The organism is Acinetobacter sp. HR7, from assembly GCF_000773685.1.
Classification (GTDB): Bacteria; Pseudomonadota; Gammaproteobacteria; order Pseudomonadales; family Moraxellaceae; genus Acinetobacter; species Acinetobacter thermotolerans.
The window spans coordinates 1-23,716 of sequence record NZ_JPQO01000145.1 but is presented as its reverse complement, the minus strand read 5'-3'; the positions used below and the strand labels follow the sequence as shown (position 1 = coordinate 23,716).

Below are 23,716 nucleotides of genomic sequence, written 5' to 3'. Positions count from 1 at the left end.
GGATGAGCACATGCATTTACTCGAACCGCGTGAACATCCATCACAACTGATGAAATGGCTTTCACCCCTTATTGCCTTAGCCGCCATGCTGATCGTAGGCAGTGTTTTATTTTTAATGCTGGGCATCAGTCCGACACAAGCCATGTATGTGTTTTTTATTGAACCGCTGATGACCTCTTATGGCTGGAGTGAACTGGCAGTTAAAGCCGGACCGTTAATCCTGATTGCACTGGGTTTAGCCGTCGGATTCCGTGCCAAGTTATTCAATATCGGGGCAGAAGGCCAGCTGATCATGGGTGCCATTTTTGGTGGTGGGATTGCACTATTATTTCATGAACAAACAGGTTGGTGGATTCTCCCGCTGATGATTGTCATGGGTGCCATTGGCGGTGCCATATGGGGTGCCATTCCTGCTTTGTTAAAGACCCATTTCAATGCTGAAGAAACCCTGACCACCTTGATGATGAATTATGTGGCGCTGTTTGTATTGCTCTATCTGGTCAATGGGCCATGGCGCGATGCTGAAGGCATGAATTTCCCGCAAACTGTGATGTTTAGTGATGGTGCGCTGTTGCCAATGATTCTGGAAGGGACACGCGTCAATGCTTCGATCTTTATTACGATTGTAGCTGTGATTCTGTTCTGGGTGTTTATGCGTAAAAGCCTGACAGCATTCAAACTGGAAGTCAGCGGGCAGGCACCTTTAGCCGCTAAATATGCAGGCTTTTCATCTTCCAAAGCGATTTGGCTCAGTCTGGTCATTTCTGGAATGATGGCGGGGATTGCAGGCATATGCGAAGTGGCAGGTCCTATAGGTCAGCTCAATCCAAACCTGTCACCAGGTTATGGTTATGCCGCGATTATTGTGGCTTATCTAGGGCGTTTAAATCCAATTGGAATCGTCCTTTCAGGTTCATTAATGGCTCTCATCTACCTGGGCGGGGAAATGGCACAAATGCAATTACAACTCCCAGTCGCGATTACCGGGATTTTCCAGGGTTTATTGCTATTTTTCCTGTTGGCATCTGATGCCTTGATTGAAAACCGCTACCGTTTTACCAAAAAACGCGCGCTGCCTGCAGCTGAACTTACTTCAGCGAATGCTTAACAAGATAAGAGGAAAAATAATATGGCTATAGAAATGACTGCAATTCTGGCAGGAACCATTGCCGCAGCAACACCTCTGATCTTTGCAGGCTTGGGTGAACTGGTGTCACAACGGACTGGCGTGATTAATTTGGGTGTAGAAGGCATGATGCTGGTCGGTGCGATTGCTGGCTTTGCATTCGCTGCCCAATATGAGGCCAGTGTGTTTAGTGCCTTATTGATCGGTGGACTGGCAGGAATGTTTATGGCATTGTTGTTTGCATTTTTCACGCTTTCACTTAGCACCAATCAGTCCGCATGTGGCTTGGCATTGACGATTTTCGGTATCGGGATCTCGGCGTTCTGGGGACAAAACTATGTCAGCATGGCTTTACCCGGCCTCAGCAGCTGGAATATTCCTGTATTAGCCGATATTCCATTCATTGGGCCAATCCTGTTCCAGCAAAACTATGTGGTTTATCTATCCATTCTGGCATTTTTCGCAATCTGGTTTGTGCTGGCTAGAACCCGTCTAGGTTTGCTGTTAAAAGCAGTTGGTGAATCGCCTGAAAGTGCCCATGCCATGGGATATAACGTGCTCGCAATCCGCTACGGTGCTGTACTATTCGGCGGACTCATGGCAGGGATTGGCGGCGCTTTCTTATCGACGGTCTATACCCCCATGTGGATTGAAAATATGGTTGCAGGTCGTGGCTGGATCGCAATTGCACTGGTGGTCTTCGCTGTGTGGAAGCCAACCCGACTCATGCTGGGTGCCTATCTATTTGGAGGGGTGACGATTCTACAATTTCATGCACAGGCGCTTGGGATCAAAGTCCCGAATGAATTCTTAGCAGCGCTGCCTTACCTAGCAACAATTGTGGTGTTGGTGGTAATTTCCCGCGACAAGAAACTTTTAAAGATGAATTTGCCAGCGTCATTAGGCAAAACTTTCGTGCCTTAAAGCGCATTAATGAAAAGATGATGTAGAGCAAAATGAAAATATTAGCAGCAGCCTATGTGCTGACCATGAATCGTGAAAATGAATGTATCAAAAATGGGGCTGTATTGGTTGATGGCGACAAGATCAAAGCCATTGGCACCAAAGCTGAACTGACCCAGCAATATCCAGACGTGATGGTGCATGATTATCCCAAAGCCTTGCTGATGCCAGGCTTAATCAATACCCACTGTCATTCTGGACTCTTAAGGGGTACTGCTGAAGGTCTGCCTGTCTGGGACTGGCTGCAGCAGTTTATTGATCCTATGCATCGTGTTCTACTACCCGAAGATGCCAAGGCTGCATCCTATCTCTGTTATGCTGAAGCATTACTTTCTGGTACCACAACTATCGTAGATATGTGGCGTTATATGGATGGCAGTGCAGAGGCAGCAAAAGACTTAGGAATTCGTGCTGTTCTGGTGCCGTATGTAGCTGAGCATCCGGACCATGACTATTTTGAAACCTTAAAAAGCAATGAGTCCTTAATTAATCGTTGGCATCAACAAAATCATGGGCAAATTCAGGTCTGGGTCGGTTTAGAACATTTATTTTATGCAGAACCGCATGCGCTAAAACGTATTCAAAGCTTATGTCAGGATTATCAGACAGGTTTCCACACCCACAGCAATGAAAGCCAGTTCGATGTTCAGGAAAACTTACGCCGTCATGGTGTACGTCCCATCCAAACCTTAGAACAACTAGGTCTGTTGGATTTACCACAAACCCTCCTTGCACATTGTGTCTGGGCAGATCCGACTGAAATTCAAATTATGAAACAACACAATGTCGGCGTTGCCCATAATCCAATTTCCAATATGAAACTGGCATCAGGTGCTGCGTCTGTGCTGGAGATGCTCAAACAGGGGATTGCAGTAGGCTTAGGTACGGATGGCGAAAAAGAAAATAATAATCTAGATATGTTTGAGGAAATGAAAACGGCGTCATTATTGGCGAAGTTCTCTACTTTAGATGCCGCAGCATTGGATTCATTATCTATTTGTCAGATGGCAACGCGTACTGGTGCAAAAGCCGTAGGTATGCAGAATCAGATTGGCAGTCTTGAAGTAGGTAAATTAGCAGACATCATTGCTGTGAATATAGCGACACCACGTATGACACCATTGATCGATGAAGGTCGACTCTTTAATTTATTTACCAATCTGGTGCATGCTGTGCAGGGACAGGATGTGGTGATGACCATGGTCGGTGGTCAAATCGTCGTTGAAAATGGTAAATTGCTAAATGCAGATCTACAGCACTTAATCGATGAAGTGAATCGAGTAACGCCTTTACTCTTTGAACGTCGTGATGCATGGATGGCGCAAAAAGGAAAAGTCGTTAATGAATTAAATCGAAATATCGTTGAGGAAACTGAATAAATAGATTAATAATAAGTGTAGTAAATATAAAGAAAAACTATGACTATTGGACTTATCATTGATTGATGAATAAGTCCACTTTCAAATAATGAAAAATTCAGATCACATGACAGCGCTTTGTAGAACTATTCAAGGAACAGATTACGCCGCCATTTATGTAGTTGGGGATTTGCATGGTTGTTATCGCCTGTTGATGCAAGAACTGGAGAAAGTCTGCTTTAATTTTGAGACAGACTTACTGATTTGCACCGGTGATCTGGTGGATCGTGGCCGTGAAAACCTGGAATGTGTATCACTGTTGGATCAACCCTGGTTTTGCAGTGTGCGCGGTAACCATGAGGAAATGTGCATCAAAGGTCGCGATGATGTCTGGATGCAGGAGATGCATGCCCGCAATGGCGGCGAATGGTTTTATCTCTTGCCCATAGAAAAACAGGATCAATTAAGCGATATTTTTCTGTCACTTCCACTGGTGATTGAAGTTCAGCTGGAAGATAAAAAGATTGGCATTCTGCACGCTGATATTGATATCCATGACTGGAACCGGTTTAAGAAAAGAATTGCCAAGGGTGAAAGGAAAATTCCGGGCTTTACTTCAGCTTATACCAATACACTCTGGGGTAGAGGCCGCATTCGCCATCATTCACGCCGTTATAGAACCGTGAAAAAAGTGGATGAGATTTATCTGGGGCATACTATTGTCAGGGGACATACCCAGATTGATAACTGCCACTATATTGATGTGGGTTCTTCTTATACGCAGAGGCTGTGTATCGTCAAAATTAAATAAGTTTAAGAACGATAAGAAAGAAAATTTTTATTCGAAATAAAAAGCCATCGTGTTCGATGGCTTTATCACATTTTGATTAATAGGTTTTATAAGGCAGGAATTTGCCAGACAATACGACATTGACGCGGTCACCATTCGGGTTTTCCTCACGCTGAATATCCATGCTGAAGTCGATCGCGCTCATAATGCCGTCACCAAATTCTTCATGAATCAGTTCCTTAATGGTAGAGCCGTACACATTTACCACTTCATACCAGCGGTAAATAAGAGGATCTGTAGGAACGCTTGTTGGCAAAGAGCCTTTATAAGGCACAATTTGTAGCCATGCGACAGCTTCATCACTCAGGTCAAAAATCTGACCAATTTTCTCTGACTGCTCTTTATTAAATGCCATTTGTCCCAGACAAGCCGCCGTTACCCATTCTTTAGAAAGACCAATTTCCTTGGCGACATCTGTCCATCTAATTGACTTTAAAACTTTCGCTGAAATGATCATGTCAGTTACTTGTTGACGATGGGTAATCATAAAAAATCTCCAGAATATTTTTAAAATAGATTTATGTGAAATTTCAACAATGCAGTTCTCATGCCAACAATAGCTTTGGCATGAGGATGAAATGAAGAATAAAAAATTGAATGATTTTTATATTATTTGTGGCACAGCTTTTGCTTCATTAATCACAAACATGGCAATGGCGCCATAACACAAATTACCTGTTCTGATATTTAAGGCAACGACGCCTAAGGTTTAAAAGACCTTAGGCGTCGTTTTGTTTAAAGAACGGGTTAAGATTTAGAAATAATGAGGACGACCATATGGCATATCTTGCTCCTGCAGAATTTGCAAAAAAAGTAGTAGATGCTGGTGAAGCCAAGCTTCATATGGCAACGCGTGATGTTTTGATCCGTGCATTTATGGCGGGCGCGATTTTAGCCTTGGCAGCAGTATTTGCCATTACTATTGCCGTACAAACCGAGTCACCATTAATTGGTGCATTACTGTTTCCAGTCGGCTTTTGTATGTTGTATTTATTGGGCTATGACTTGTTAACTGGCGTATTTGTATTGACACCATTGGCTTGGCTGGATAAACGACCAGGTGTCACATGGGCACGGATTCTTAAGAACTGGGGGCTGGTTTTTGCGGGTAACTTTACTGGCTGTTTGGTAGTTGCTGTGCTGATGTCTGTGGTTTACACCATGGGCTTTGCAGCAGATCCAAACCCGGTCGGCGAAAAGATTTCCCATATTGGCGAAGACCGTACGCTTGGCTATGCTGCTTATGGTTTTTCTGGCTGGTTGACCATTTTTATCCGCGGCATGCTGTGTAACTGGATGGTATCTTTGGGCGTGATTGGCGCGATGATGTCAACCACTGTTAGCGGTAAATTTATCGCGATGTGGATGCCAGTGATGCTGTTCTTTGCCATGGGCTTTGAACACTCTGTCGTGAATATGTTCCTGTTCCCATTTGCCATGATGATGGGTGGTGACTTCTCGATTGCTGACTACTTCTTATGGAATGAACTTCCAGTTGCTTTAGGTAACCTGGTGGGTGGTTTATCCCTAACTGGTTTGGCACTTTATACGACACATGTCCGTACTGGTGCGAAAAAAGAATTTTAATCATTCACCATGTTTAAAGGGATCAATTTGATCCCTTTTTGAGTTTTTAGCATGAAAAAAAGCTTAAAAGTCAGTGTCGGGCAAAATTCTACGGCTGGAATTAAAGAGCAGAATCAAGATTTTTATGGCATCTATTTGCCAGAAGGTCATGTCCTAAAACAAAAAGGGATTGCCTGTGCGATTGCTGACGGGATTGGTAGTAGTAATGTCAGCCATATTGCTGCTGAAACCGCTGTCGGTAGTTTTTTATCGGACTATTATTCTACCTCAGATGCCTGGAGCACACAGACTTCGGCTGAACGGGTGATTCGTGCTACCAATTCATGGCTGTATGCTCAAACCCAGCAAAGCCAAGGACGTTTTGATAAAGACCGGGGCTATGTATGCACCTTATCTGCACTAATTTTAAAACAGCAACATGCCCATATTTTTCATGTTGGAGATAGCCGGATCTATCGAATCCGCAATGGAAAAATTGAATTACTCACAAATGATCATCGGGTCTGGCTATCTTCCAGAGAACACTACCTGAGCCGAGCCTTGGGTGTCGATTATCGGATAGAGATCGATTACCAAAGCATTGAGCTAAAAGAAAAAGATCTATTTTTACTCATGACCGACGGCGTCTATGAATTTGTTACAGACCAGCAATTATTAGATTTCAGCTTAGAAACAGACGATTTAAACCTACTTGCTCAAGCATTCGTCGAGCAGGCTTTAAAGCAGGGCAGTGATGATAACTTGAGTATTCAGGTGCTTTGTATCGAGCAGTTACCTGAAATGGCACAATTTCGAACTCAGCAAGACTACGTATTTCCGCAGCAGCTGAGCAAAGGCGAAGTATTTGAAGGGTATATCATTGATAAAATCCTGCACCAAAATCATCGCAGCTGCCTGTATTTGGCACACAATTCCCAGAATCAGCCCTTGGTGATTAAGACCCTGGCTGTCGATTTACAGCAGGATGAAAGCGCAGTAGAACAGTTTCAACTGGAAGATTGGATTTCAAAACGCCTGAAACATGACAACCTGATGCAGTGCTATCCCCATCACAACCAGAAAAAATATTTATTTCAATGTTATGAATACTTGCAGGGAGAAACCCTGGATCGTTGGCTGCATCGCCAGAAAAAGCCATTACAGCTTGAAGATATTTTACCCATTCTGCAACAAACGGCTTTGGCTTTAAATGCAATGCATCGACTTGAGATGCTGCATCAGGATGTACGACCAGAAAATATCATGGTCTTAGATACTGGAAATGACATCAAAATTAAGCTGATTGATTATGGTTCAACGGCGGTACGTGGTCTGGCAGAAATCAATCCCCAGCATGCCAATCGTCCTTTAGGCACATTAGCTTTTATGGCACCGGAATATTTTATTGATACCGCACCGTCCGTTCGATCCGATCAGTTTTCTCTAGCTGTAATGGCTTATTACTTACTTACCCGGCAATTACCCTATGGCACCGATCTGGCGCGTTGCCAGAGCTTAAACCAGCAGAAAAAGGTTCGATATCATTCTATTCAGAAATATCGGCCTGATTTGCCTGTCTGGCTGGATCAGGTGCTACATAAAGCACTGAATATTGAGCCAATGCGCCGTTATGAGGCATTGTCGGAATTCATTCATGATTTATCACACCCATCCAAAGAACTGTTAAAAACCAAACCATCGGCAATAATCGAACGTGATCCTTTGCTTTTCTGGCAGGTCTGTTGTGGGGTATTAGGGCTTTTACTGCTCTTGAGTATCGCATGGCCTTATCTTAAATAAAATGAAAGTCATATAGGGACTGATTAAGAGGATAAATAGGACTTTATTAAATAGATAATGAAATGAGATGTGCCGACTATAATAATGAATCGGCAACCAGATAAAACAAGAACTATATCGAGACAACTTAAACAGGCTTTTAAGATAAGGAAAGAACTACAAGAAAGCAGGGAATAACCATGTCTGCTCGATTTTTCCTATCAATCCTGAGTGCTACATTCATAGCCTCATTTACTGGTTGTACCTCATCCTCTAAGGCGCCAATTACAGACAGTTATGGTCCTCAGCCGCATTTACCAGAACCCAAAGCTAGTTTATTTCCAACCGTTAATATTGCACCTGCTAAGGGCTGGCCTGCAGGCACAATGCTTACACCGGCTGCCGGCTTAAAAGTTCAAGCCTTTGCCAAAGACCTTCAACATCCACGTTGGCTATATGTATTACCCAATGGAGATGTACTGGTGGCTGAAACCGACGCACCACCTAAGCCGGAGGATAGTAAAGGAATTAAAGGCAAGATCATGAAAATGGTGATGCAAAAGGCAGGATCCTCCTATCCAAGTGCCAACCGTATTAGCCTGCTTCGTGATAGTAATCATGACGGCGTTGCTGACCAGAAAACGGTATTTCTGCAGAATTTAAACTCGCCGTTTGGAATGACGCTGGTGGGTAATATGCTGTATGTGGCAAATACAGATGCTTTAATACGTTTTCCTTATCAATCCGGTATTACGCAAATCAGGGAAAGTAGCAGCAAAGTATTAGATTTACCAGCAGGCCCCTTAAATCATCACTGGACGAAGAATATTATTGCCAATCCTGCAGGTACCAAACTCTACATAACAGTTGGCTCCAATAGTAATGTGGCTGAAAATGGATTAGATCAGGAAAAGGGACGCGCACTGATCATGGAGTTTGATATCGCAACAGGCAAAGCTCGGCCATTTGCCACAGGTCTGCGTAATCCCAATGGCATGAACTGGCAGCCGCAGAGCGGAGAGTTATGGACTGTGGTTAATGAACGAGATGGGCTTGGCAATGACTTGGTTCCTGATTATCTCACCTCAGTCAAAGACGGAGCTTTTTATGGCTGGCCTTATAGTTACTTTGGTCAGCATGTAGATACACGGGTAAAACCACAAAACCCTGAACTGGTTGCACGTGCAGTTAAGCCAGATTATGCGCTAGGTAACCATACTGCATCTTTGGGCCTAAGCTTTTATAGAGCGAATTTAATGCCGCAATATCGTAATGGTGCACTGATTGGCCAGCATGGATCATGGAACAGAAAACCGCATAGTGGCTATAAAGTGATTTTTGTGCCATTTCAAAATGGCCAACCTGCTGGTCAGCCGCAAGATGTTCTGACTGGATTTCTCAGCAATAAAGAGGAGGCTTTGGGACGACCTGTTGGAGTGGCCGTAGATGCCGAAGGTGCGATATTGGTTGCGGATGATGTAGGCAATATGATCTGGCGTGTGTCACCTCAATGATAGAGTGATTCAAATTAGGCACAAAAATAAAAGCCTTATAGTCTCTCCCAAAACTATAAGGCTTAGCGGCTGTAGTCTCTTCTTTTATCACTTACATCCCGTAAGTTCGCTGTCTTTCGACTTTATTATAATAATTATGCGGTTATTACCGGCTTTCCTTGCCAGCTCTTTGTGTGAAAGATAATGACAAGAATTAAGCAATGTTAAAATAGGGTAATTACTCTAAATTGTGTAGGATATTACTTACAAAGCAGTACTTTTTTCATACAAAAGTTAACATTATATGAAATTTCATATAAAACAATTGGTTCTATTCCTGATTAACCCAGAGTTTAAACAGATTGAATAAGGGAATAGTCAATCTTTTAACAGATCAATAACAGTCGATACTCACCATCATTTTCTACAGGTGCCCGATGCACGCAGGGTAAAGTCTGTTGGGTAGGATGATCCACTGCCAGTCGCCAAAGATTTCCTACGCCTAGATTGACAGGCTGTGCATCCGCTTTCGGTTGATAATGCAGGTCAAAGTAATATTCTTCCAGAAACTTTTCGAACGATTCTTCAGGACCATCATGTAATTGTTTCAGTTGTTCCCTGATTTCTGGAATCAGGATTTTTTGTTCGGCCTGGTGATTGGGCAAAATATCACTCGCAGCACCATGATAGGTACATAAAAAAGTATCCGTTTCGATTGGTGAGCGGTCCACATGATAGGAATAAACATCTGTCGAAATAAAATCGAACTCATCATCCCGTTCATAACATTTCAGCAGATTCAGGGCAGGGGAAGCACCGTATTCCGTTAATAACTGCATATCTTGCAGAATAATTTCTCGGGCAAGATGACCATTTTCAGAAAGCTGAAGTGCTAACAGATCTTGAATAGAAACTTCAGTAATATTTTCTTTTAATTCAAGCTGATCGACAATTTCTTTAAAATCGCCAACCAAATTTCTAGACCAGCAGGCAGCATTCATTTCATCTTTAAATTTTGTATGAATCAGCTCGGCAAAAGTCGAAACAACTTGAATTTGATGATTGTCAGAAAATGTATTGGTCATCTAGGAGAAAAGCGATTAATAAACTGTGCCCAATAATACGCTTAGATTTTTAGAAGTGAAGCAGAATAAATAAGCTATATCCAAATTTTGGGCTTACTTTTAGTTCTAATTATTTACTCATGAATCCATCATGCGAAATTATGGATAATTTAACTTTAACTCGGTCAGCGCGGCAGGTTTCGCAAAATAATAACCCTGGAAATAATCACACTCTTGTTGTCTTAAAAACTCCGCTTGCGCTAAGTCCTCAATCCCTTCCGCAACCACCTGAAGACCAAGTTTATGCGCCATCACAATCATCGCGGCAACAATCGCACTGTCTTTTTCATCTTCAGGTAAATGTTCAATAAAGCAGCGATCCAGTTTGATTTCATCTACCGGTAAGGTACGTAAATAACTCAGACTCGAATATCCCGTTCCAAAGTCATCCACAGACACTTGAATTCCCAAATCACGCAGCGCTTTCAAAATCTCCAAAGAACGATCCGCACCGGCGATTAACATGTTCTCGGTTACTTCAATTTTTAATAATTCAGGTGCTAATCCGGTATTTTTCAGTGTTTCTTGTAATTCATGCAAAAAGCCGGTGCGCTTAAACTGTAAAGGGGAAAGGTTCACTGCCACACTGAAACTCGCCCCATTTTGCTTATTCCATTCGACTATATCCTGACAAGCTTGCTGTAAAACCCATTGTCCAATGGCGACAATCTGGCCTGTTTCTTCAGCAAATGGAATAAACTCGGCTGGAGAGATAAACCCTTTTTCTGGATGCTGCCAGCGGATTAAGGCTTCTACACTTTTGAGCTGGCCTGAGCGCGCATCAATCACCGGTTGATAGAACACCCTAAACTGGTTTTCTTCCAGCGCCACCATGAGTTCATGGCGCATCATGACATAATCCACTTTTGGTGTGGTGGCAGAATTAGATGCATACCAATGCCAGGTATTACCACCTTCTTTTTTCGCTTCATTCATGGCATGGATGGCATGATGCAGGAATTGGCTGGATTTTTCGATCTGAGGGTCATCATCAGCAATCCCAATACTGGCACTGATATGGATTTTATGACCCTCAATATCAAATGGGGCAGAAAGGCTTTTGAGGATTTGTTCTGCAATGACAACGACCTGTTTTAAATCCTGATAATTATTCAGAATGATGCCAAATTCGTCAGCAGAGAAGTGCGCAATAATATCATCTTGTTTAAAGAACTGACTCAGACGCTCTGCAACCGCAACCAGAAGTTGATCACCCAGCAGGTAACCTAAACTGTGATTGAGAGGCTGGAAACCATCTAATTCAATATACATGACAATCAGCGAACCATGATTCTCTCGGTGTTCACGGAAGGCAGTCTCCAGTCGTGTTTCAAAGGTGTGATGATTAATCAAGCCAGTTAAAGTGTCATGGGTTTGCTGACGGGCGATATATTCACTATCGGCCAGCTGTTGGGTAATATCCTGCTGTATGCCAATAAAATGTGTACAGACATTACTGTCATTAAAGACTGGGCCTAAGATTAATTGGTTCCAGTACCAGCTGCCATCTTTACGATAGTTTTTAAGAATGGTTTTGATTTCTTTTTTTTCTATGAGTGCCTTTTCTATTTCCAGAATGATCTCAGGATCTGTGTCCGGACCTTCTAGAATTCGGCAACTCTTACCAATCAGCTCTTCTTTTTTATAGCCCGTAAGTTCTTCAAAAGCTGGATTTACATATTCAATGGGCTGATCTTTGGTGGCGCGCATTAAAGCGAGTCCATGTGGATTGGCATCGACACTGCGTTTCAATAGACGCAACATTTCTTCGCTTTCACGTCGCTCAGTAATATCACGAGCAATACTGAAAACTCCAACCACTTCTTCAGCTTGTTTAATTGGTAGGTAGGTTAGGTCCAACCAGTATGCTTTACCCAAACCATTGACTGCCTGAATTTCAAGATGCTGACTATTGCCTTTCAAGGCCTGATCGAAGGCGGCTTGTGTAACGGATTTATATTCTTCAGCAATGAAATTCGAAAAATGGACCCCCAGCCGCTCTTCCAGATGGAATTTGGTTGTTATTTCAGAAGTTAGATTGGCTTCAATGATAATGCCATCCAGATTATGTTCAAAAATCGCATCTGGGTGATAGGTAAAGAAAGAGCGGTATTTATCATGCAGCGCCAGACGTTGTTGCCGTTCGACATGCAGATCCATACTTAGAGCAATTAAAGAGGCGGCATGGCGAATTAATTGAATATGGGTAGCTGTTGGACGTTTAGGAAAGCGATAATAGGTCGCGAAGGTGCCATAGAGTTTTCCCACGGCATTAATAATCGGAGCAGACCAGCAAGCGTGTATATTTTCTTCTTGAATCAGATCATGGAATGACTGCCAGTTGGGATCTGTATCCAGATTTTCACAAATGACTAATTTTTTATAAAAAGCAGCGGAACCACAGGCTCCCACATTTGGACCAATTTTAAGATCAGTGATCAGTTCACGATAACGGGCTGAAAAGTGTTTTTCACCACTGACCAAATTTAAGGTTTGTTGTTCTTCCGAATACAGCATAACGGATACCATCGAATTCGGTATCCGGTTTTCCAGCCATTCACTGATGGTTTGAAATATGAGCGATAAATCAGCATGTTGCCCAATCAAATCAAAGATTGATTGGGTGTCTAAATAACTTGCTGTTTGACCCATATGGCAGACCATCCTGTTGTTGTCGTTATATTATCTATATTTGCTTCATGGCTGTATAATCCATTTAGACGAAATGTTTACTTCAAATTATGTAAAATTCGCTAAATAGGGATAATTAATTCTACTAAATAAAATAGCAGAATCATGAGCATGTTTATATATAATTGTCTAAAAAACTTATATATTTTAGACTTTAACTTAAGTCTGTTTCTTGATTAAAATTGAATGTTTATCCCCTTATATGTGCCTTGAATTAATATTCAATTTTCAACTTTTTCAGTTTGGAAATTAAGGTCGTTGGATTAATTCCCAGCAATTTTGCTGCACCATTTTCTCCAAAAATTTTTCCATCACAATGCTCAACGGCGCGTTTCAGGTTATCTATTTCCAGCTGTTTCATATCCTCGATGGTTAGAATCTCTGGAAGGTTTTGTTGTAATGGACTATTAGGCTGTTTTGCCGGATGCGCAACGGGCTGTCCGTCCTGTTCCAATAAATACTGGAAAGACACAGCCCCGTGCCGGGCGGTAATCATGGCACGTTCCAGCACATTCTGTAATTCACGGATATTGCCGGGCCAGTTATAACGTTGCAATTCCTGGATATGTTTCTGGCTAAAGGAAAGGTAGGGCACTCTACGTTTTTCACTGATCAGCTTGCTAAAGTGGCTAACCAACAGCGGAATATCTTCTTTACGTTCACGTAGTGCAGGCGAAAAAATTGGAAATACGTTCAGGCGGAAATACAGGTCTTCCCGGAAGCGCTTCTGTCTGACTTCCAGTTTTAGATTACGGTTGGTCGCAGCAATAATCCGGACATTCACTTTACGCGTGCGTTCTTCACCGACCCGTTCAAAGGTGCCTTCCTGCAAGACACGAAGCAGTTTACTTTGCAACTCGAGTGGAATTTCACCGATTTCATCCAAGAAGAGTGTGCCTTGATCTGCCAGTTCAAAACGTCCGGCACGATCCCGGACAGCGCCGGTAAAGGCACCTTTGGCATGACCAAAAAATTCACTTTCAAACAGTTCAGCTGGAATTGCGGCACAGTTAACCCGGATTAGAGGCTGCTGCTTGCGATGACTAGACTGGTGAATCGCACGGGCAATTAATTCCTTACCCGTACCAGACTCGCCATAGATCATCACGTTGGCATCGGTTTGCGCAACAACTTTGATCTTTTCGATAATTTCCCGGATCGAACTGCTATTCCCGACAATCTCATGGTACTGATTGTCTTGCAGGATTTCTTCCTGCAGATATTCATTTTGCTGTTCCAGACGGCTTTTCAGGTTTTGCAGTTCATTCAGCGCCTGGGTAAGCTTGGCCTCGGTATTCAAGCGTTCAGAAATGTCACGAAAGACCACCACGGCGCCAATAATTTCGCCATCACGGATCACCGGGGTACTGGTAAATTCAACTGGAAAATAGCTGCCATCCACCCGCCAGAACACTTCCTGAATACCTTCATGCACCACGCCGTCATGGACTGCTGCATAAATCGGACATTCTTCTACAGGATAATGCCGGCCATCTTCATGGGTATGATGGTGAATCTGGTGAATATTCTTGCCGATAACATCTTCAGGTTTCAGCCCCAGCATTTTGGCACCGACCGGGTTAATAAAGGTACACAGTCCCTGGTGATTAATACTATAAATCCCGTCGCCCACGGCGCTCAGCAATAAATGTTTACCCGTATCGGAATCAATAAACAGTTCCTGTAATGCCTGCCATTCCAGTAGACCCGCACGTATGGCCTTGTCGGCATTTTTATTAAATTGGCGCAGCTCCAGGTCTTTCACATCCACCAGCGACCAGATCATGTAGTCATGCTGTTGATACGGTAAATGGATTGAATGCACATCCAGCTGGATTTTCTCGCCGTTACGGTCAAAGGCATAAATCTCATTATTCCAGGCCTGACCTTTATTTAGCGTTTCCTCGGTAAAGGCGATCAGATAGGGCAGCTGGGTAAAATGACCAAAAAGAGAAGTAACTGTTTTTTTCAACAAGTCATGCCGTTCATAACGCAGCAGGCGGGCAGCAGCAATATTGAAATCAATAAAACGGTTCTCTTTCGGATCAATCACCATCAATGCCTGTGCGGCATGCTCGAAAGCCAAAGGCCGTAAAGAGTCCTCAGATTGTGCCCAACCAGAAATAAAGTCTGCTGCCATGATATGAAATTTCGTAGATATAGCTATGAAAAATCATAGTAATACGAAATTTCATAATTGTAAAAGACTTTTATTTAAACATTAAAAAAATAATAAAAATTAAATATTAAATAAAAACAATAGTTTAAAAAATATTTTTAGCAATTTTCTTTATCTGGCACGGCTTTGGCAATAACTAAGACAAACCAATCAAGGTTGTTTAACTCATCTTATCGGAGCGCATTATGCCAAAAGTAGATATCGAACAATATAAAGATGGCGACTTCCTGGTCGACTATGAAGAAAAGGTATTTGAGGATGTTAAAGCCCAACCAGGTGAAAAAGCACTGGTGACATTCCATACCGTGGCATTTGAAGGTTCGATTGGTTTAGTCAATGTACTGCAGGCGAAACGTTTGTTACGTAAAGGCTTTGAAACCAAAATCCTGCTTTACGGTCCAGGCGTACAACTTGGCGTACAACGTGGTTTCCCAACATTAGGTGCTGAAGCTTTCCCTGGTCATCTGGCAGTTAACAACCAGCTGAAAGCCTTTATGGAAGAAGGTGGTGAAGTCTATGCCTGCCGCTTCGCACTCCAAGCGCTGTATGGCCAGACTGAAAAAGCACTCATTCCAGGTATTCGCGCTATCAATCCACTGGATGTGATGGATCTGAAACTACTGATGCGTCGCGACAACGCATTAATCATCGATACCTGGACTGTGTAATTCAAAGATTAGGAAAAATAGGGGAGTAAAACCATGAGTCGAATCGTAAAAGCTGCAGCCGTACAGTGTAGTCCAGTGCTTTATAGCCAAGCAGGCACCGTGAAAAAGGTCTGTGAGCTGATTGCTGAGCTTGGACAGCAAGGTGTGCAATTTGCAGTTTTTCCTGAGACTGTGGTGCCGTATTACCCTTATTTTTCCTTTGTCCAGCCACCGTTTGCGATGGGTAAAGAACATCTCAAACTGCTCAATGAATCTGTGGTGGTGCCTTCAGAAGCCACGGATCTCATTGGCTCAGCATGTCGTGCTGCGCAGATGGTGGTCTCCATTGGAATTAATGAACGTGCAGGTGGGACAATTTATAACGCCCAGCTGCTCTTTGATACGGATGGCAGCATCATCCAGCATCGTCGCAAAATCACCCCGACTTACCATGAACGTATGGTGTGGGGACAAGGTGATGGCAGTGGTTTACGCGCCATTGATTCCGCCGTCGGACGAATTGGTTCATTGGCATGCTGGGAACACTACAACCCACTGGCACGTTTTGCCTTGATGGCAGATGGTGAACAGATTCATGCCGCAATGTTTCCTGGTTCTTTAGTCGGACAGGTGTTTGCCGATCAAATCTCTGCAACCATTCAGCATCATGCCCTGGAATCGGGCTGTTTTGTAGTGAATGCCACAGCATGGCTGACACCAGAACAGCAACAACAAATTATGCAGGACATCGGCTGTGAAAAGGGTCCAATCTCAGGGGGTTGCTTTACTGCCATTGTTTCACCAGAAGGCAAATTTTTAGCTGCACCTTTAACTGAAGGTGAAGGTTATGTGATTGCCGATCTGGACTTTAGCCTGATCGATAAACGCAAACGCATGATGGACTCAGTGGGTCATTACAGTCGCCCTGAATTGCTGAGCCTGCTGATTGATCGCCGCAAAACCCAGGTTTTACATGAATATCCAGAATCTAATCCATCAACAAACCAAGAAAAAATGAGCAACTTTACCGCCCCAACAGAAGAGTTGCTAAGTAAAGCATAGCAGTCAAATTTGAAAATGAATTAAGTATTACGTGTAAGGAGTGTCGCCATGTCAGCAGTTGAATTACTCAGTGACCTGCAATGCAATGGCCTGAAATGGGAAGGTGAAGTCGGTCTGGCCCGTAAAGGTGGTGCCGGCCCAAGCGACCATAAAGCCCTGAGTCTGAATGGACAGACCATGATGATTCCCGTACTGAATCTTGCCGCTCAGGATTCTCCTTATACTGCACAGCAGGACAAAGCAACCGACAATGTCATTGTTTTCAAAAATAAGATTCCGGTTGCCACGCTGACTGCACCGAAACGCCCTAAGTTTTATGACCTAAAAACTGCAGATGGCATTCCTTATGAACAGATTGCCACCTTGCACAGTCATGATGTTCTGGCAACTACTGTGTTGCAGCACTGTATTCGTATGAATGACAAGACAACTGCCTGTCAGTTCTGTTCCATTGATCAATCTCTCAAAGATGGCCGAACCTTAATCCGTAAACGTCCTGAACAACTGGCAGAAGTGGCTAAAGCAGCCGTCGAGTTGGATGGGATTACTCAGATGATTCTGACAACAGGAACGCCGAACACGCCAGACCGTGGTGCCGAGATTTTATTTGATTCAGTCACTGCAATTCGTGCAGCGGTCGATTTGCCAATCCAGGTGCAATGTGAACCGCCTGACGATTTTAGCTGGTTTGCCAAGTTAAAAAATGCAGGCGCCGTATCTATTGGCATGCACTTAGAAGCAGTCAGTGATCGGGTGCGACACAAGATCATGCCGGGTAAAGCGGAAGTATCCCTGGATAAATATTTTGCGGCATTTAAGGCAGCCGTTGAAGTCTTTGGCCGGGGTCAGGTCAGTACCTATATTCTGGCCGGTCTAGGAGATACAAAAGAAGAAATTCTGGAGATGACAGCTAAACTGACTGAAATCGGTGTCTATCCATTTGTGGTGCCATTCGTACCGATTCAAGGTACACCACTTGAGCATCATCCAAAACCTGAGCCTGAATTTATGCAGGCGCTCTATCCGGAAATTGGTGCTCAGTTGAAACAGCATCAATTGAAGTCTGAAGACACTCAGGCGGGTTGTGCCAAATGCGGTGCCTGCTCATCACTCAAAGCTTATGAATAGGAGAGATCGCGATGTATTTAGATGATGATCTTTCACAAAACCCATGGCTGCAGGCAGTTAACCAGCAACTGAAACATTATCTGGCTGATGAATTTATTAGTGCAGATATCGTGATCAAAATCGTCAGCGAAGACTGGGAGCGACGTCAGTATTACCGACTGCGTGAAGCGACATTTCGTGATGAACAACAAATTCTGAAAGAAGATCGGGATGAATACGATTTTAAAGCATTCGGTATTGTGGCAATTGGTCAGATGTTTGGTGAACCGGATCGTGTCATTGGTGCAGTCCGAATCTTTCCTGACAGCAAACAGACCTGGTGGGGTGGCCGGCTCTGTGTCGATCCCTTATATCGCCACCACCGAGCCATTGGCAAAGCCCTAATCAATGCAGCTGTTTCTACTGCAAAAAATCTGGGATGTCAGCGTTTTCTCGCGACAGTACAGCAACAGAATGAAGGGTATTTCCAAAAGCTGCATTGGCATAGCGAACAGAATATTCAGGTTGCCAATATTCCGCATGTACTGATGCAGGCGGATCTAGCACATTACCCATTGAGCAATATCAGTCAGGCTTATATGCAGCATTCCTATGCAATGCAGGAGGTGTAAATGAATCAGTCAGAACTTGAACGGCTGCTCGGCTACCTCAGACGCACACCCGCCATGCAAGCGAAAATGAATATTGGTCAAGGGATCAAAATAGCCCAACCAAACATTGAAAAGCTGGCTGATCTGTATGCCTTACCGGGAGATGATACCGCTGCGATTGCCACAGAACATGGCTATATGCTGCATGCCTGTGAAGGCATGATTCCAAGTTTTGTAGAAAATCATCCCTATTTTGCAGGCTGGTCAGCGGTGATGGCGAATATCAGTGATATTGCAGCAATGGGAGGCCGGGCGACATCTGTGGTGAATAGCTTTTGGCATCGCAGCACTGAGCAAGCACAAGCATTAATTCAAGGGATGCAGGATGCCTGTCAGTGCTACGGCGTACCATTAGTAGGTGGACATACTCATATAGAACCAAATTTTCAGCCAGCACTTTCCGTATCAATCCAGGGGGAGGCTAAGCGGCTGTTATCAGTCATGCATGTGCAACCACAACAAAATATTTTGCTGGCACTCAATATGAAAGGCCAGTTCCATCCAAACACCACTTACTGGAAATGCTTTGAAAATGTAGATAGAGCCAAGTTACAGGCAGAACTGGAAATCCTGCCACAACTGGCAGAACAGGGCTTAGCTTATGCAGCACGAGATATTAGCAATGCCGGCATTCTGGGCAGCCTGCTGATGTTACTGGAGGCATCCGGCTGTGGTGCAGATATTCAGCTGGATCAGATTATTAAACCGCAAGATGTCGACTGGCAGCACTGGCTACAAATCTTTCCTAGTTATGGTTTCCTGCTGACTGCTGACGATGCAGAGTGTGAAGAAATTATTGAACTCTTTGCTTCACAGGATCTGCATTGTGCCGTGATTGGGCAAGTCAAAGATTCAGGCAAAGTCACTGTTTTTAACAAAGATTCAAAAGCTGAATTCTGGGACTTCCAGCAAGCATTTACCGGTCTGTGCTACGCAAAACAGATCCAAGATTTTCAAAGATATCAACATGATTTTAGACAAGAGGAGCTCAGCGTATGCCAAGCGTGAATTTCACAGTGAAATGGCCGAATGGTCAAAGCAGCAATTTCTATTCACCCAGCACCATTGTCTATGAATATTTTCAGAAAGGTCAGCAATGGGCCGGTCAGGAATTTTTAAAACAGGCTGAACAGGCCCTGCATGCCGCTTCCGAACGGGTACGTGCACGTTACGGCTTTGCCTGTAGTTCAGCCATGGATACGCTCAACCGTATTCAGGAACAGGCTGCGTCATTCTCAGTCAAGCCTGAAGACACCATTGAAATCACTGACATTTATAACATCGACTAGAGGAAATCATTATGTTCCAATCAACAAGCTTAAAATCACATTATGATGTCGTTATTGTCGGTGGTGGGCAGGCTGGACTTTCAGTGAGCCATTATCTTAAACAGGCCAATATCGATCATGTCGTTTTAGAAAAAGAAGATTGTCTAACCCATAGCTGGCGTAAAAAACGCTGGGATAACTTTACTTTGGTAACGCCAAACTGGCAGTGTTTATTGCCGAACCATCCCTATCACGGCAATGATCCAGACGGTTTTATGAAACGTGATGAAATTGTCGACTATCTGGATAGATTTATTGAAAAGCTAAATCCACCTGCATTATTAAATGTCGCCGTTGAACAAGTCACTAAAATTGCCGAGCAGCATTTCCATATTCAAACCAGCATTGGTGAAACCACAGCAAATCAGGTCGTGATTGCTGCGGGTGGTTATCACACGCCAATCTATCCAAAACTCAGTTCTGAATTGCCAGAGCATGTCTATACCATTCATTCCGAGCAGTACTTTAATGCTGGGCAATTACCGGAAGGGAATGTATTGGTTATCGGTTCTGGCCAGTCTGGTGCGCAGATCGCAGAAGATCTGCATTTAGCTGGCAAAAAAGTCTATCTGTCCATCGGTGATGCACCACGTTGTGCACGTTTTTATCGCGGCAAAGATGTGGTGAAATGGCTGTTTGAGATGGGCTATTACGAAACCACGGTAAAAGACCATCGCTATAGTGAAGAAGTCCGTAACAGTACCAACCATTATGTAACCGGCCGTGATGGTGGTCGCGACATCGATCTGCGCAAATTCGCGCTCGAAGGTATGCAGTTATTTGGACGTTTTGCTGACTATCAAAATGGTTCACTTAAATTCCAGCCAAATCTGGTACAGAATCTAGATAATGCAGATTCCACCTATAACCGTATTAATGCTTCCATTGATGCCTATATTGCACAGAATGGAATTGAAACGGCTGAACCTGTCAGTGTCTATACACCAGTATGGCAACCAGAAACAGAGCGGACAGAAATTAATTTAGCTGAAGAAAATATTACTTCAATTATCTGGTGTATCGGCTTTAAACCGGATTACTCATGGATTGATCTGGATATTTTTGAAAACAGCGGTTATCCAAAACATGATCGTGGGATTACAGTGGATCCAGATGTCAGCTTTATCGGCTTACCATGGTTATATACTTGGGGATCAGGGCGTTTCCTAGGGATCGATCAGGATTCACAATATTTATCTGAACATATTATTCAACGCCATCATGCCTTTAAGGAAAAATATGCAGAGATGATTGCTTAAATGCTCAACATTAAGTTCTATAAATTTTGACCGCATGATTTTATGCGGTCATTTCCGTTAAGCAGATATAAAATGAATAACCTTGAATCAGGCAAAGACAGCCTGGTCTCGGCCTTGCTGCTTTCCTTGATACATGGCCTGATCTGCTCGTGCAATCGCAGTCTGCATGCTTTCATTCGGCTCCACCAGAATAATGCCAATGGTGGCAGTGGTATGAATCACTTCGCCACTTTTCAATTGGGTCGGCTTGCTGTGAATGGACTGAAAAATCCGGTCGATAATCTCATGTAGGGAATCAGTATGATCCACTTCCAGAAAAATTAAGAATTCTTCTCCACCATAGCGAAAAATATGGTCTGTATCTCGCAGAGAATCTCGCAGGATCTGCGCCGTATGTGCAAGCACTTCGTCACCAGATTGATGCCCATATTGATCATTAACTCTTTTAAAATGATCTAAATCCAGCAAACCCACGGCCAGTATTTTCTGATTTTTCTTAGTAATCTGGCGTAAGGCATTGAATTGTTCTTCCATGCCATATCTTAAAGGCAAGCCGGTTAATGGATCATATTGCAAGGCTTGGGTAATAAAATAGGCTCTAAAATAAATCAGCAGTTCCAGCAACGTATTCTGGCTAGTTTGATATTGTTCCACTAACGATGCATCGACCTGCTGATTTTCATTCATCCTGAAAAATATCCGATGCATATGCTGGTGTACCAGACAATGTGCCTGTTCCAGTGCTTGTGTTTTAGCAGGGCTGATTTTTTCGAGTTTATTGCGATTTAATTCAAACCAGTTACCAAAATCACATAACAAGTGACTCTTTTTCTCGGAAAATTCTGGCTCGGGAGATGTTTTTAACACCAGATATTGAAATACTTTTTGTGCCCAAGCGACATGTAGACGAATACCCTCCGCTATTTCGACCAGTTCTGTATTTTCAGAATTTAGAGTGTGATGTAATTGATCCATAAACGTCCCAAATAAGTATATTGAAGAGGGAATAGATAAAACAGCAATCTATTTAAAGTATTCAAAATATCGTATCAGCAAGTATTCCTATAAATCATTGATCTTCATTTTATTTTACTTGATTTGTGGTCTTTTATTAAGCTGAATTTAAGACTATCACGTTATAAAAAGTAGGAAACTCTACATAAATAAACAGCGAAGATCCACCGATAAAAATTTAGAAAAAAACAATTAAAGACTAGGGTAAAGACATATATAACTGAATTCAAAAGTCACGGTGTTAAAGCATTGGAAAGCAAGCATGCCTATAACGCTGATGGAGTTCTTATTTGAGATATATAAAGTTTATATCAGCTTAGTATTTAATCCATTTATACCGGTATTTACATATAACTCGCATAGCGTTAATGTTTAGTTGCATCACGTGAATATTCATTTAGTTAGCACACTATTTTAAAGTTTTATTGAATAAGACCACTTATGGCTTTCATTGGGGAATTTTATGCCTAAATCATCTCGTGACCGTTTTTCACCAGATGTATTTGACCTCAAGTCGTTTATTTCTCCTTATATGATGGTCATTACTCCCACGATTTTTGCCTTATTGATCTGGTGGTCTAATCAACATTTTGGCTTCCTACCCATACCTCGGCCGAGCTGATTTCAATCATTATTGCGTTTACCGCACTGATCGTGACTGTAATCTCATGGAATTTCACTAAAAACTATTTTGCAGTTTTTATTGCCATTGCGCTTGGCTGGTGTGGATTTATTGATCTGTTCCATATTTTGCTCTACAAGGGCATGCCGATTCTCCCGGTAGAAAATGCCAATCAGGCGACGCAATTATGGATTGGGGCCCGCCTATTGCAAGCCTTCGCCATGCTGGCTGCGCCATTCATACTGATACGAACCGTCAAACTGGTGCCGATTAGTCTGTTGTTGGGGTTGGTAAGTGCTGGAATTGTCACCGCAGTCCTGTTCGGTTTTTTCCCGACAGCCTTTATTGATAGTCAAGGCTTAACGGCTTTTAAAATTTATAGTGAATATCTGATTATTGCCGTACTAGCAGTGGCACTGGTACTGCTCTGGCAACGCCGCACTTACTTATCGCCACAAATGACTTTTGGTATCAGTCTTTCCATGCTAACCATGATGGCGTCTGAATTTGCTTTTACCCAGTATGTTTCCGTATATGCCGATGCCAACCTAATCGGGCATATCCTGAAAGTTTATTCGTACTGGTTTATCTATATGGCTCTGGTCGAGTCAACCATCAAAGAGCCGTTTAGCATGCTGTCCAAGGCAGCCAGCACGTATGACACCATTCCAGATCCAACTTATATCGTTAATTCTGACCAAACCATTCAGCAGGTCAATCTGGCAGCTGCCAAACTGCATGGTTTAACCGCGATCGAACTGACCGGACGTTCTATTCATGAGCTGGCACATGATCCTCGTGTAAAAGCTAAAGATTGCCCGGTATGTTCTCAATTACTACAAGAGCCGCAAGAGTTTTTAACCTGAGTTCGATATAA

General features: G+C 43.1%; 20 protein-coding genes. 15 read left to right on the top strand and 5 right to left on the bottom strand.

Translation table 11 applies throughout. From position 1 onward, the window contains the following. Nucleotides 1–10: 10 nt before the first annotated feature. From GW12_RS06515 to GW12_RS06500, 4 genes are all read left to right on the top strand, one after another. Nucleotides 11–1,108 (top strand): ABC transporter permease, encoded by a 1,098-nt coding sequence (locus tag GW12_RS06515; RefSeq protein ID WP_034585165.1) that lies wholly within the window; start codon nt 11–13, stop codon nt 1,106–1,108. A gap of 21 nt (nt 1,109–1,129) precedes the next feature. After that, nucleotides 1,130–2,050 carry an ABC transporter permease gene (locus GW12_RS06510; protein WP_034585163.1) on the top strand — a complete coding sequence of 307 codons (921 nt, stop codon included), beginning with the start codon at nt 1,130–1,132 and terminating at the stop codon, nt 2,048–2,050. A 32-nt stretch (nt 2,051–2,082) separates the two neighbouring features. Then, complete coding sequence (locus tag GW12_RS06505; RefSeq protein ID WP_034585161.1) at nt 2,083–3,468, top strand: amidohydrolase family protein; 1,386 nt, start codon at nt 2,083–2,085, stop codon at nt 3,466–3,468. Nucleotides 3,469–3,574: 106 nt separating this feature from the next. Then, the gene (locus GW12_RS06500) at nt 3,575–4,258 is read left to right on the top strand and encodes a metallophosphoesterase (protein WP_034585201.1); all 684 of its coding nucleotides are present in this window, start codon (nt 3,575–3,577) and stop codon (nt 4,256–4,258) included. 76 nt (nt 4,259–4,334) lie between these two features. Here GW12_RS06500 and cynS read toward each other — a convergent pair whose 3' ends face one another. Further along, a complete protein-coding gene (cynS, locus tag GW12_RS06495) occupies nt 4,335–4,784 on the bottom strand; it encodes a cyanase (RefSeq protein WP_034585159.1) in 450 nt (149 codons plus the stop codon). A gap of 290 nt (nt 4,785–5,074) precedes the next feature. Between cynS and GW12_RS06490 the strand changes: the two genes are divergently transcribed. From GW12_RS06490 to GW12_RS06480, 3 genes are all read left to right on the top strand, one after another. Next, nucleotides 5,075–5,884 (top strand): formate/nitrite transporter family protein, encoded by an 810-nt coding sequence (locus GW12_RS06490; protein WP_034585157.1) that lies wholly within the window; start codon nt 5,075–5,077, stop codon nt 5,882–5,884. Nucleotides 5,885–5,935: 51 nt separating this feature from the next. Next, nucleotides 5,936–7,663: a bifunctional protein-serine/threonine kinase/phosphatase gene (locus GW12_RS06485; protein ID WP_034585154.1), complete on the top strand. Its 1,728-nt coding sequence runs from the start codon at nt 5,936–5,938 to the stop codon at nt 7,661–7,663. A gap of 179 nt (nt 7,664–7,842) precedes the next feature. Next, on the top strand, nt 7,843–9,156 hold the full coding sequence (locus GW12_RS06480) for a sorbosone dehydrogenase family protein (RefSeq protein ID WP_034585150.1): 1,314 nt from the start codon (nt 7,843–7,845) through the stop codon (nt 9,154–9,156). Nucleotides 9,157–9,521: 365 nt separating this feature from the next. Here the strand turns inward: GW12_RS06480 and GW12_RS06475 are convergent, their stop codons facing one another. The 3 genes from GW12_RS06475 to GW12_RS06465 form a co-directional block, all read right to left on the bottom strand. After that, nucleotides 9,522–10,220: a DUF1826 domain-containing protein gene (locus GW12_RS06475; RefSeq protein WP_034585148.1), complete on the bottom strand. Its 699-nt coding sequence runs from the start codon at nt 10,218–10,220 to the stop codon at nt 9,522–9,524. A gap of 138 nt (nt 10,221–10,358) precedes the next feature. Then, entirely contained in the window at nt 10,359–12,911 is a 2,553-nt protein-coding gene (locus tag GW12_RS06470) for an EAL domain-containing protein (protein ID WP_034585146.1), read from the bottom strand. Nucleotides 12,912–13,164: 253 nt separating this feature from the next. Next, nucleotides 13,165–15,090, bottom strand: a complete 1,926-nt coding sequence (locus GW12_RS06465; RefSeq protein WP_034585144.1) for a sigma 54-interacting transcriptional regulator — start codon at nt 15,088–15,090, stop codon at nt 13,165–13,167. Nucleotides 15,091–15,314: 224 nt separating this feature from the next. Between GW12_RS06465 and GW12_RS06460 the strand changes: the two genes are divergently transcribed. The 7 genes from GW12_RS06460 to GW12_RS06430 are packed head-to-tail and all read left to right on the top strand — an operon-like array spanning nt 15,315 to nt 21,203. Then, nucleotides 15,315–15,797 (top strand): MSMEG_0572/Sll0783 family nitrogen starvation response protein, encoded by a 483-nt coding sequence (locus GW12_RS06460; RefSeq protein WP_034585141.1) that lies wholly within the window; start codon nt 15,315–15,317, stop codon nt 15,795–15,797. A gap of 33 nt (nt 15,798–15,830) precedes the next feature. After that, on the top strand, nt 15,831–16,838 hold the full coding sequence (locus tag GW12_RS06455; protein ID WP_034585138.1) for a Nit6803 family nitrilase: 1,008 nt from the start codon (nt 15,831–15,833) through the stop codon (nt 16,836–16,838). Nucleotides 16,839–16,886: 48 nt separating this feature from the next. After that, the gene (locus GW12_RS06450) at nt 16,887–17,966 is read left to right on the top strand and encodes an MSMEG_0568 family radical SAM protein (RefSeq protein ID WP_034585135.1); all 1,080 of its coding nucleotides are present in this window, start codon (nt 16,887–16,889) and stop codon (nt 17,964–17,966) included. Nucleotides 17,967–17,977: 11 nt separating this feature from the next. Beyond that, on the top strand, nt 17,978–18,577 hold the full coding sequence (locus tag GW12_RS06445; RefSeq protein WP_034585132.1) for an MSMEG_0567/Sll0786 family nitrogen starvation N-acetyltransferase: 600 nt from the start codon (nt 17,978–17,980) through the stop codon (nt 18,575–18,577). Continuing rightward, a complete protein-coding gene (locus GW12_RS06440; RefSeq protein ID WP_034585129.1) occupies nt 18,578–19,624 on the top strand; it encodes a sll0787 family AIR synthase-like protein in 1,047 nt (348 codons plus the stop codon). It begins immediately after the preceding gene. Next, complete coding sequence (locus GW12_RS06435; RefSeq protein ID WP_034585126.1) at nt 19,612–19,905, top strand: MSMEG_0570 family nitrogen starvation response protein; 294 nt, start codon at nt 19,612–19,614, stop codon at nt 19,903–19,905. The genes GW12_RS06440 and GW12_RS06435 overlap by 13 nt, the downstream gene beginning before the upstream one ends. A gap of 11 nt (nt 19,906–19,916) precedes the next feature. Beyond that, nucleotides 19,917–21,203, top strand: coding sequence for an MSMEG_0569 family flavin-dependent oxidoreductase (locus GW12_RS06430; protein WP_034585123.1), 1,287 nt, complete (start codon nt 19,917–19,919; stop codon nt 21,201–21,203). A gap of 87 nt (nt 21,204–21,290) precedes the next feature. On the opposite strand, the gene GW12_RS06425 is transcribed toward GW12_RS06430, so the two are convergent. Then, the gene (locus GW12_RS06425) at nt 21,291–22,178 is read right to left on the bottom strand and encodes a diguanylate cyclase (protein WP_034585120.1); all 888 of its coding nucleotides are present in this window, start codon (nt 22,176–22,178) and stop codon (nt 21,291–21,293) included. Nucleotides 22,179–22,871: 693 nt separating this feature from the next. On the opposite strand from GW12_RS06425, the gene GW12_RS06420 reads away from it, so the two are divergent. Beyond that, nucleotides 22,872–23,705 carry an MASE3 domain-containing protein gene (locus GW12_RS06420; protein WP_034585117.1) on the top strand — a complete coding sequence of 278 codons (834 nt, stop codon included), beginning with the start codon at nt 22,872–22,874 and terminating at the stop codon, nt 23,703–23,705. Nucleotides 23,706–23,716: the final 11 nt, after the last annotated feature.